The sequence below is a fragment of the uncultured Polaribacter sp. genome, from assembly GCF_947501385.1.
In the GTDB taxonomy this organism is placed as follows: Bacteria; Bacteroidota; Bacteroidia; order Flavobacteriales; family Flavobacteriaceae; genus Polaribacter.
On sequence record NZ_CANMVP010000051.1, the window covers coordinates 1 to 10,985 of the forward strand.

Consider the following 10,985-nt stretch of genomic DNA (forward strand, 5'->3'; position numbering starts at 1 on the left):
ACATTATGACTCTTATGGATATATTTACTATTTTGTGACATCGAGGCACAAAATAGTAATAATTAACGAGGCAAGCCCGAGGTATTAAACCTAAAAGAGAATAAAAGATACTAGTTGGTAAAAAAATGCTACATAATGATTATTTAAAAAAAGAGGTTAATCTTAAAACAGATTTATTCTATTATTTCATAATCAATACTTAGTTTTCTTAGTGTTCTTAAAGCAGAACCTGCATTTTTATCAGGGACTTCAATGTCTACGGGATCTCTCTCTAAAAGAATCTCTGTCAATTCATTAGACAAAGAAGCACTCATACCAGAGGAAATTTCTAAAATGCATTTAGAGATGGCTCTTTTATCTGGTCTTTGAGCATCGCAAGACAATAGGTTTAACTTCATAATATAATTTTATGGTTGATACAACAGCTAAATTTCACAAAAACCAACATCTATTTTTACAATAAATAATTGATATAAGCGAAGTTAGAATTTTTAAGCAGAAAGTCAATCGGTAACAAGAAGTATTTTAAAAGAAAAAACCTCACAACTAAAAAAATAGGAGTGAGGTTTTGAAGTTTTTATTACGAGATTTCTGCCTTTACTTCGGCAAGCTCAGTTTAAACTTTAGAATGACAGTTCTAAATAATAATAGTATAAAGCTGATTATTTCGCAGGTAATACTTTACCAACACATTCACCAAAACCAATACGAATGGTATCGTTTTTACAATGTGCACGCATAATTACAGTATCGTTGTCATTGATAAATTTACGTGTTGTTCCGTCTTTTAATTTTAGCGGGTTTTGTCCGCGCCAAGTTAGTTCTAACATAGAACCGTAACTGTCTTTTGTTGGGCCAGAAATGGTTCCAGAACCCATCATATCACCCGCTTCTACCGGACAACCATTTACTGTATGGTGCGCCAATTGTTGCGCCATGGTCCAATACATGTATTTAAAATTCGAATTCGCAACTACCGTTTCTTCACCATTTTCTGGCTGAATTCCTACTTGCAAATGAATGTCATAACTTCTTTTTCCTTCTTGTTTTAAGTAGGGTAGTGGCTCATGAACTTGTTTCGGGTTGTCTGTTCTAAAAGGCTCTAAAGCATCTAAAGTTACAATCCAAGGAGAAATTGTGGATGCAAAATTCTTTCCTAAAAAGGGACCTAAAGGCACATATTCCCACGCTTGAATATCTCTTGCAGACCAATCGTTAAACTGTACCAATCCAAAAATATACTCTTCTGCTTCTTCAATAGGAATTCTTTCTCCTAAAACATTGGCATCTGTGGTAATAAAAGCCATTTCTAATTCAAAATCTACTAATTTTGAAGGGCCAAAATTAGGTGTATTGCTTCCCTCAGAAGGTTTTGTTTGTCCGTAAGGTCTTCTAATAGGCGTTCCTGAAGGAATGATAGAAGAACTTCTACCATGATACCCAATAGGAATGTGCAACCAATTTGGCAACAATGCATTTTCTGGATCTCTAAACAAAGAACCTACATTGGTAGCGTGTTCTTTGCTTGCATAAAAATCGGTATAATCTCCTACAGATACCGGTAATAACATTTCCACTTCGTCCATTCTAAAGATAATTTTATCTTTATGATCTGCATTATCACGCAAAGATCCATTGGTTACATCAAAAATTTCTGCAATTCTATTTCTTACCAAACGCCATGTTTTACGGCCATCTGCAATAAAATCATTTAAATTATCTTGTAAGAAGATATCGTCTGTTAAAGGGATGCCTTCAAAATAACCTAACTGATGAAAGGCACCTAAATCTATCGCAAAATCGCCAATTCTACTTCCAATCGTAATAATATCATCCCTAGTTATAAAAACACCAAAAGGAATATTTTGTATCGGAAAATCTGAATCTTTTGCCACTTTTAGCCACGATTTTCTATTGGGATTGTTTGCTGTTATAATCATTCTCTTCTATCTTTATATTTCATCAAATCTATGCATTTTTTTTTCATTTTTAGAATGAAAATTCATCAATAACTAATTTTTAACACAGCTTTTTTTTGAATTGAATAAATCTTCATAAGTTCTTGAAAATATCCTTGAAACTTCTCTGATTGGATTTGGTTTTTTGTTATTTTTGATGTTTATTTAAAATAACAACAATGCAACTAGACAATCAAATTTTCGACTTGATACAAGAAGAAAAAGAAAGACAATTAAATGGTTTGGAATTAATCGCTTCAGAAAATTTTGTAAGTGATCAAGTAATGCAAGCACAAGGTTCTATTTTAACCAATAAATATGCAGAAGGATATCCTGGAAAAAGATATTATGGAGGTTGTGAAATTGTTGATATTGTAGAACAAATAGCCATTGACAGAGCCAAAGAATTGTTTGGTGCCGAATATGTAAACGTACAACCGCATTCTGGTTCTCAGGCAAATACAGCTGTTTTTGCTGCCTGTATTAAGCCTGGAGATACTATTTTAGGTTTCGACTTGTCTCACGGTGGTCATTTAACCCACGGTTCTCCTGTAAATTTTTCTGGAAAATTATACCATCCTGTGTTTTATGGTGTTGAAAAGGAAACGGGTGTTTTAAATTATGATAAAATTCAAGAAATTGCAACAAAAGAAAGACCAAAATTAATTATTGCTGGTGCTTCTGCATATTCTAGAGACATCGATTTTAAACGCTTTCGAAAAATTGCAGATAGTGTAGATGCTCTTTTAATGGCAGATATTTCTCATCCTGCTGGTTTAATCGCAAAAGGAATTTTAAATGATCCTTTACCGCATTGCCATGTGGTAACAACTACTACTCATAAAACCTTACGTGGTCCAAGAGGGGGAATGATTATGATTGGTAAAGATTTTGAAAATCCGTTTGGCGAAACTTTAAAAAGTGGCAAACCAAAGATGATGTCTATGTTACTAAACTCTGCTGTATTCCCTGGAAATCAAGGTGGTCCTTTAGAACATGTAATTGCTGCAAAAGCCATTGCTTTTGGAGAAGCTTTAACAGATGAATTTTTAGAATATCAAATTCAAGTAAAAGAAAATGCTGCAGCCATGGCAAAAGAATTTGTAGCAAAAGGATACCAATTAATTTCTGGTGGTACAGACAATCATTGTATGTTGATTGATTTGCGTAATAAAAATATTTCTGGAAAAGATGCAGAAATTGCTTTAGGAAAAGCAGACATTACTGTAAATAAAAACATGGTGCCTTTTGATGATAAATCGCCTTTTGTAACTTCTGGAATTAGAGTAGGAACTCCTGCAATCACAACTAGAGGGTTAAAAGTAACCGATATGAAAGCGGTTGTAGATTTTATAGATGAAGCTTTGCAAAATGCAAATAACGATGAAGCTTTAAAAGATATAGGAGAGCGTGTTTCTGATATGATGAGCGCAAGAAGATTATTCGTAATGTAACCACGCAGCGGTTTTCAATATTTCATTCTTGTGGATATCACATAAAAAAAGCATCAAGTTTTTACTTGATGCTTTTTAGATTTATAAAACTTGGGTTTACCAACTTCTTACTTCTTTTTCAATATTCTCACGAGTTTCTCCGTATTTTTCTTGAATTTCTCCGACCAATTTATCAAAAGATCCTTCTGCTTCAGTAGAATTATCATTTGTTGCTTTACCGAATCTTTCTTTAAATTCTCCTTTAATTTGTTTCCATTTTCCTTCGTTAGTATCTGAATTCATAATCATATTTTTATGTACTAAAACTAGTACTGGTTTATAATATTACAAATTTAAATAATTTCTAAAGAGGCTTTTAACAGAATCAATTCAAATTGTAACTCAAAAGGAATTGGTTACTTTTTATCAGAATTTTGAATTTTATCTGCCACTCGTTCGTTAGAGTTGTCAGTAGCGCTATGTACTTGATTCGCTGATATCTTTGTTTTCAACTTTTAAACGATCTTTACTGCTATCTTGATCTTTATATCCTTTTTTTACAGTTCCTTTTAAAGGATGCAAGCCTCTTTCATGTACATCTCCTGAATTTCCTTTTGTTATATTCTCTGCACTTGATCTTTCTTTATTTGACATAATTTGATGTTTTATATTGGATAAATTTAAAGCAAATACAAGTATTTCTTTAACAATATCAAAAGAAAAAAGAACTCAAAAGATAAAAACTATTATTCTTTTAATTTTCATTACCAACATCCACAGATATAAATCTAACCATTGTGTTACAAAAATAAATTAGTTCTTATGATTCAAAAATCAAAAAATTTATTGGATTAATTATGAATTAAAAGTAGGATAATAAAACATGCTTTTTTCTACTGATATTTATCATATTTAATTGTTAAAGATTACCCGAACTTAGAAGCGCAACAATGCGTTCAATATGGGCTCACAATCTGTTACAGCAATTAAAACACAAAAAGATCGTAAAGAATTTGTACGTCATTTACTCAATGATATAGAAGCTTTTGAATTTATGATTGAAAATAACTTGTTTGAAACAGGTATTCAAAGAGTGGGAGCAGAACAAGAATTATGCATCGTAGATAAAGATTACAGACCTTCAACAAATGCACTAAAAATCCTTAAAAAAATAAACGATACTCATTATACTACAGAATTAGCATTGTTTAATTTAGAAATTAATTTAGATCCTTTCGAATTAAAAAAAAAATGTTTTTCTAATATTGAAAATCAACTAACATCACTATTAGAAAAAGGGTATAAAGGTGCTGAAGATATTGAAAATAATAAAATTATACTTATTGGAATTCTTCCCACCTTAAGAAAAAAAGATTTAGTATTTAAAAATATTACTCCTTATATACGATATAAAACACTGAATAGGGTTTTAAAAAAAATGAGAGGCAATGATTTTAAATTGCACATTCAAGGTGTAGATGAACTCATTTTAAAACACAAATCAATCTTATTTGAAGCTTGTAACACCAGTTTTCAAGTTCATTTGCAAATTAATCCAGAAGAGGCCATTGATAAATATAATTGGTCACAAGCCATTGCTGGACCTTTGTTATCTATAATGGCAAACTCTCCAATTCTTTTGGGTAAAGAATTGTGGAGTGAAACAAGAATTGCACTATTTCAACAAAGTATCGATTTACGGAATGCATCACACATTTCAAGAGAACAAAAACCAAGAGTTTCTTTTGGGAACAGTTGGATAAAAGAATCTATTTTAGAATTGTTTACAGATGATATTGCCAGATATCCACCAATAATTACCTCAAAATTTGAAGAAAATTCTCTGGAATCTGTCAAAAATGGAATTATGCCGAAACTAAAAGCACTCAATTTGCACAACGGTACTTTATATAAATGGAATCGATTATGTTACGGAGTACATGAGAATACATCGCATTTAAGAATTGAAAATAGATATATTCCTTCTGGACCATCTGTTAAAGATGAAATAGCAAATGCACTTTTATGGGTTGGAGTAATGCAAGGAATGCCAAAAGAGTATGAGAATATATGGCTAAAAATGCCTTTTTCTGATGCTCGTGGTAATTTTATAAATGCAGCAAGAACTGGAATAGACACATATTTTAATTGGTTTGGGAAAGGTATTTCTGCAAAAAAAATAGTAGAGAATATTTTAATTCCAATGGCAAAAGAAGGTTTGCTAAAATCAAATATAGATAATACTGATATTGAGTATTATTTAGACATTATTCAAAAAAGAATTGACACCAATACAACTGGTAGTAAATGGTTGATAAGAAACAAACGAGAATTAAGAAAAAAACTTTCTAATTATGAATCTAATGTTACTTTAACAGAGCATATTTATAAAAATCAACAATCAAATAAAACAATTTCAGAATGGAAATCTGTTAATTTTTATCAAAACAAAAGTGATAAAAAATATAATAAAATATACAAAATAATGACAACAAGTCTTTTTGTAGTTCATGAAAATGATTTATTAAAGTTGGTTTTAAAAATTATGAATTGGAAACAAATTCACCATATTCCTGTAGTAAATAAAAACAATAAGATTGTGGGTATTATTGAAAAAAATCAATTAGAAAATCTTAACTTTTCTTCAAAAAAAGTAATGAATATGGTGGCAAAAAGCATTATGAATAAAAATTTTGATATTGCCAATCCAGAAACCTCTTACGCAGAAGCTAAAGAATTAATTATGGTCTCAGAAAACACAAGTATTGTAGTTATAGATGACGGTAGGTTAGTAGGGATTTTTACAAAAACGGATTTAGAAAAGATAGAAAAAATCAAAAAGAATTAATGATTAAACAAATAGAAATTGAATCTTTTAATGAGAAAATTATTGTAAAAAGAATTTTAGGAAAAGTTAAAGGATCTAAAGAGTCTCCTACAGTTATTGCTATTGCTGGTATTCATGGGAATGAGCGTGCAGGAATAAATTCCTTATTAACAGTTTTTAAAACAATAGAAGCAGAGCAAATTAAAATAAAAGGAAATTTTTATGGGATTTCTGGAAATATAAACGCTATTTCAGAAAACATACGTTTTAAAAATGTTGATTTAAATAGGGTTTGGACTTCAGAAAAAATCTTAAAATTATATTTAGAAGATGATTTAGAAATTGAATCTCAAGAGCAAAAAGAAATTTATGAAATTATAAAAGAAATCCTTCAAAAAGAAAATGGGCCTTTCTATTTTTTAGACTTACATACAACATCTTCAGATACACAGCCTTTTATAACCATTAGCGATTCTTTAGATAATAGAACATTTTCTTCTAATTTTTCTATTCCTACAATTCTTGGCATTGAAGAATATTTAGATGGACCTTTGTTAACTTATATTAATGAATATGGATACGTTGCTTTGGGTTTTGAAGCCGGTCAACATGAAAAAAAGGATTCTGTAGATAATTGTGTTGCTTTTTTATGGTTAGCTTTGGTTGCTGCTAAATGTGTTAAAAAAAAACATGTAAAAAAATATTCTTTTTACAAAAACTCATTATCGTTATTTAATGAACAACAAGATTTTTATAAAATTGATTACAAATATACTATTAAACCCTTTGAACAATTTAAAATGATTGATGGATATAAAAACTTTCAAAAAGTTATAAAAGACGAGTTGTTAGCATTTAGCAACGAATGTGAAGTGGTTTCTGCCTTAAATGGTATCATTTTTATGCCTTTATATCAGAAAAAAGGAGATGATGGTTTTTTTATCATTTCTAAAATTTCTAAATTTTGGTTGAATATTTCTCGAGTGCTTCGAAAACTTCATATACATAATATATTAAAACTGTTACCTGGTGTTTCATCAGAAAAAAAGAAACCTTATCTTTTAATTGTGAATCCTAAAACCGCCAAGTATTTAGCTACAGAAATATTTCATTTATTTGGGTATAGAAAAAAGGTAGTTAAGAATGATAAGCTTTATTTTATAAAAAGAGATCGAAAAGTAAGCAAGTTTATTTAATCTTCACTTGCTCTTTCTATAATATTTTCTGGAAGTGCTTTCTTGGCTTTTGCGCCCATTTTCTTTAATTTTTCTACACTTGTAATTAAATTCCCTTTTCCTTCAAAAAGCTTATTCATTGCCGCATTATAGTCTGTTTTAGAAGCATCTATTTTTTTTCCAACGCCAATTAAATCACCCAAAAGACCATGAAATTTGTCATATAAAGCACCGGCTTGCCTTGCAATTTCTAAAGCATTTCGTTGCTGTTTTTCATTATTCCACATGGTATCAATTGTGCGCAATGTTGCCAATAGGGTAGAAGGTGTAACAATTACAATGTTTCTTTCAAAAGCTTTGTTATATAAATTGGTATCAGCATTCAAAGCAACTGCAAAAGCAGGTTCTATAGGAATAAAAAGTAACACAAAATCTGGAGATTCTATTTTATATAGATCTTCATACTTTTTATCACTCAACTGTTCCACATGTCTTTTTAAAGAATTTATATGCTCTTTTAAAAATCGTTCTTTTAAAATTTCATCTTCTTCATTAATGTATTGTTCATAAGCAACTAATGAAACTTTAGAATCTACAATCATTTTTTTGTTATCAGGCAAACTGATCACAACATCGGGCAATACTCTCTTTCCTTCATCATTCGTAAAACTTTGCTGTACAAAATACTCTCTATCTTTCTCTAAGCCAGATTTTTCTAATACACGCTCTAAAACCAATTCACCCCAGTTACCTTGCATTTTGTTATCTCCTTTTAATGCTTTGGTCAGGTTTAAAGTTTCTTTACTCATTTGCTGGTTTAGTTCTTTTAAACCTAAAATTTGCTGGCGTAAAGCGGCGTGATAATCGATACTTTCTTTGTGCGTTTTTTCTACTTTGTCTTCAAATCCTTTTATTTTTTCTTGTAATGGATTTAAGATTGTTTTTAAATTCTCTTTATTCTGTTCTGTAAATTTAGACGATTTTTCATCGAGAATTTTATTCGCTAGATTTTCAAATTCTTTTGTAAATTTTTCATTTAGTTTTTCAACTTCACCCTTATTTACCAATAATTTTTCTTCGGTATTTTTAAATTCAGTTTCCAAACGTGTTTTATCGGAAATTAGATGTTCTTTTTCTTTTTGAATAAATTTTAGCTCACTTTGTAGTTCTATAATCTTATTTTCTGAGTTTTTTACATTTTCTTGCAACGAAGAGTTCTGTAATTCTAATGTGGTTCTTTCTTTTTCTGAACTACTTTTTTCTTTTTCTAAATTTAATTTAGAAAGCAATTTCCCTATAAATAAGCCAATTACAGCAAAAATTATAGCAATGAATAAGTATATGAGTATTTCTGACATCATGTAAATTTAAGTCCTTAAATTTATCACTTTAAAACGCAACATAAAACTCTATATAAGAGATTTTTTAAACAAATATTTTAAGCTATAAATGAAGAATTTTTCTAGATTTATTTTGTGCACGCTTTGGGGTTGGGAAATAAAAAATAAATTTCCTAAAACTCCTAAAAAATATGTGGTAATTGCTGCACCACACACTAGCTGGATAGATTTTCCGATTGCGATATTAACAAGAATGAGTTTAGGAACCATGGTTCATTTTATTGGCAAAGGCTCTCTTTTTAAATGGCCATTTGGGTATTTTTTTAAAGCCTTGGGAGGAACTCCTGTAGATAGAACTCAAAATAATAATTTGGTAGATGCCGTGATAAAAATTTTTAATTCTAAAGAAGAATTTAGGCTAGGTTTGTCTCCTGAGGGCACAAGAAAAAAGGTTGAAAAGTGGAAAACAGGCTTTTATTACATCGCAAAAGGTGCCAATGTGCCGATTGTAATGGCTACTTTAGATTTTGAAAAAAAGCAGGTAAAAATCTCTGAACCTTACTATACTACTGAGAATATGACAAAAGATTTTGAATTTTTTTATACTTTCTTTAAAGGAATAAAGGGGAAAAACCCTGAATTATCGTAACACCAATAGTTTTTACGAAAAAAAATTAGTAAATTTGCGGAAGTAAATGTATTTGCTGATAAAGATTAGGGGCTTTATTGTCAATTATTTACGAATAGCATACGCTATGATTTGAGTCTCCAGTTTACTGGAGACTTTTTTTATGCAAATTTTTCAGAAACTTTTTCTGCAATTCTTACAATCACTTCGGTTGCTTTTATCATAGATTCTACAGGAACATATTCAAAACGACCATGAAAGTTATGACCACCCGCAAAAATATTAGGACATGGCAAACCTTTAAAAGAGAGTTGAGAACCATCAGTGCCTCCACGAATTGGTTTAATTATAGGTGTAATATTCATTTCTTTTAATACTTCTTCCACAAGATCTACAATGTGCATAACAGGCACAATTTTTTCTTTCATATTAAAGTATTGGTTTTCTATGGCAACAGCAACCAGTTCTTTTCCGAATCTTTTATTAAAATCGAATGCAATTCTTTGCATTAAATATTTTCTTTTTTCAAATAGATCTAAATCGTGGTCTCTAATAATATATTCTAGAAGGGTTTGTTCTACATTGCCATGCATATCGTGTAAATGAAAAAAACCTTCGTAACCCGTTGTCTTTTCAGGGACTTCTTCTGGTGGAAGTGAAGCTATAAATTCATTTGCAATCTGCATCGAATTGATCATTTTTCCTTTTGCATAACCAGGATGTACAATTTTACCAGTAATGGTTACTTTCGCACTTGCTGCATTAAAATTTTCATATTCCAGTTCTCCAACTTGGCTACCATCCATCGTATAAGCCCATTCGGCACCAAACTTATCCACATCAAACTTATGAGCTCCTTTGCCAACTTCTTCATCTGGTGTAAAACAAATTCTAATTTTACCATGTTTAATTTCTGGATGCTGAATCAAATATTCCATCGCGGTTACAATTTCTGTAACTCCTGCTTTGTCATCTGCACCTAAAAGCGTGGTACCATCTGTTGTAATTAATGTTTGCCCTTTGTATTGTAATAAATCTTCAAAATAATCTGGAGACAATAGGATGTTTTTTTCTTCATTTAAAATAATATCATTGCCCTGATAATTTTCTACAATTTTAGGTTTTACATTTTTTCCTGTAAAATCTGGACTTGTATCTATATGAGCAACAAAACCAATGGTGGGAACTTTAGATGTGATGTTGCTTGGCAATGTTGCCATGATGTAACAATTTTCATCTAAATCTACCTCTTGCATTCCTATTCGGTTTAAATCTGCTACTAAGACTCTTGCCAGATCCCATTGTTTATCTGTACTTGGAAACGCAGGGTTGTTAGGATCTGATTCTGTGTCTATGGTTGCATATTTTATAAATCGCTCTGTAATGTGTTTTTTCTCAATCATTTTCTAAAATTTTTATTTTTTCAATCAATGTTATTGCCTTACAAATTCTTTCTTCTACTAAAGAATCGCCATAAAATTCAGCTTTTACAACTAAAGATTTATTCGCATTAATTTTCATATAAATTTGCAGACTTTTATATTTAAATTTTGAGTTAGTCATTTAATTTCCGTATATTTAAGTCAATAAAACTAGGATAATGGAACAATTTGAAGGACAAGAT

Annotated in this window: 11 protein-coding genes; 4 read left to right on the forward strand and 7 right to left on the reverse strand. The window is 30.3% G+C overall.

The window, feature by feature from the left end:
* Nucleotides 1-173: 173 nt before the first annotated feature.
* Nucleotides 174-398: a hypothetical protein gene (locus Q0998_RS18850; RefSeq protein ID WP_299672854.1), complete on the reverse strand. Its 225-nt coding sequence runs from the start codon at nt 396-398 to the stop codon at nt 174-176.
* 264 nt (nt 399-662) lie between these two features.
* Nucleotides 663-1,940 carry a fumarylacetoacetase gene (fahA, locus tag Q0998_RS18855; protein ID WP_299672857.1) on the reverse strand — a complete coding sequence of 426 codons (1,278 nt, stop codon included), beginning with the start codon at nt 1,938-1,940 and terminating at the stop codon, nt 663-665.
* 197 nt (nt 1,941-2,137) lie between these two features.
* Here fahA and glyA point away from each other — a divergent pair, with 197 nt between their 5' ends.
* The gene (gene glyA, locus Q0998_RS18860) at nt 2,138-3,412 is read left to right on the forward strand and encodes a serine hydroxymethyltransferase (protein ID WP_299672860.1); all 1,275 of its coding nucleotides are present in this window, start codon (nt 2,138-2,140) and stop codon (nt 3,410-3,412) included.
* A 96-nt stretch (nt 3,413-3,508) separates the two neighbouring features.
* Here the strand turns inward: glyA and Q0998_RS18865 are convergent, their stop codons facing one another.
* Both Q0998_RS18865 and Q0998_RS18870 read right to left on the reverse strand, forming a co-directional pair.
* Complete coding sequence (locus tag Q0998_RS18865; RefSeq protein ID WP_299672863.1) at nt 3,509-3,694, reverse strand: CsbD family protein; 186 nt, start codon at nt 3,692-3,694, stop codon at nt 3,509-3,511.
* Nucleotides 3,695-3,868: 174 nt separating this feature from the next.
* Entirely contained in the window at nt 3,869-4,045 is a 177-nt protein-coding gene (locus Q0998_RS18870) for a hypothetical protein (protein ID WP_299672866.1), read from the reverse strand.
* 307 nt (nt 4,046-4,352) lie between these two features.
* Between Q0998_RS18870 and Q0998_RS18875 the strand changes: the two genes are divergently transcribed.
* Complete coding sequence (locus tag Q0998_RS18875; protein WP_299672868.1) at nt 4,353-6,239, forward strand: CBS domain-containing protein; 1,887 nt, start codon at nt 4,353-4,355, stop codon at nt 6,237-6,239.
* Nucleotides 6,239-7,414: a succinylglutamate desuccinylase/aspartoacylase family protein gene (locus Q0998_RS18880; protein WP_299672872.1), complete on the forward strand. Its 1,176-nt coding sequence runs from the start codon at nt 6,239-6,241 to the stop codon at nt 7,412-7,414. Before Q0998_RS18875 ends, Q0998_RS18880 begins: the two co-directional genes overlap by 1 nt.
* On the opposite strand, the gene rmuC is transcribed toward Q0998_RS18880, so the two are convergent.
* Nucleotides 7,411-8,751, reverse strand: coding sequence for a DNA recombination protein RmuC (gene rmuC, locus Q0998_RS18885; protein WP_299672875.1), 1,341 nt, complete (start codon nt 8,749-8,751; stop codon nt 7,411-7,413). The genes Q0998_RS18880 and rmuC overlap by 4 nt on opposite strands.
* A gap of 91 nt (nt 8,752-8,842) precedes the next feature.
* On the opposite strand from rmuC, the gene Q0998_RS18890 reads away from it, so the two are divergent.
* Nucleotides 8,843-9,382 carry a 1-acyl-sn-glycerol-3-phosphate acyltransferase gene (locus Q0998_RS18890; RefSeq protein WP_299672878.1) on the forward strand — a complete coding sequence of 180 codons (540 nt, stop codon included), beginning with the start codon at nt 8,843-8,845 and terminating at the stop codon, nt 9,380-9,382.
* A gap of 140 nt (nt 9,383-9,522) precedes the next feature.
* Here the strand turns inward: Q0998_RS18890 and pepT are convergent, their stop codons facing one another.
* Both pepT and Q0998_RS18900 read right to left on the reverse strand, forming a co-directional pair.
* Nucleotides 9,523-10,764 carry a peptidase T gene (gene pepT, locus Q0998_RS18895; RefSeq protein ID WP_299672881.1) on the reverse strand — a complete coding sequence of 414 codons (1,242 nt, stop codon included), beginning with the start codon at nt 10,762-10,764 and terminating at the stop codon, nt 9,523-9,525.
* Nucleotides 10,757-10,882 carry a hypothetical protein gene (locus Q0998_RS18900; protein ID WP_299672883.1) on the reverse strand — a complete coding sequence of 42 codons (126 nt, stop codon included), beginning with the start codon at nt 10,880-10,882 and terminating at the stop codon, nt 10,757-10,759. Before Q0998_RS18900 ends, pepT begins: the two co-directional genes overlap by 8 nt.
* Nucleotides 10,883-10,985: the final 103 nt, after the last annotated feature.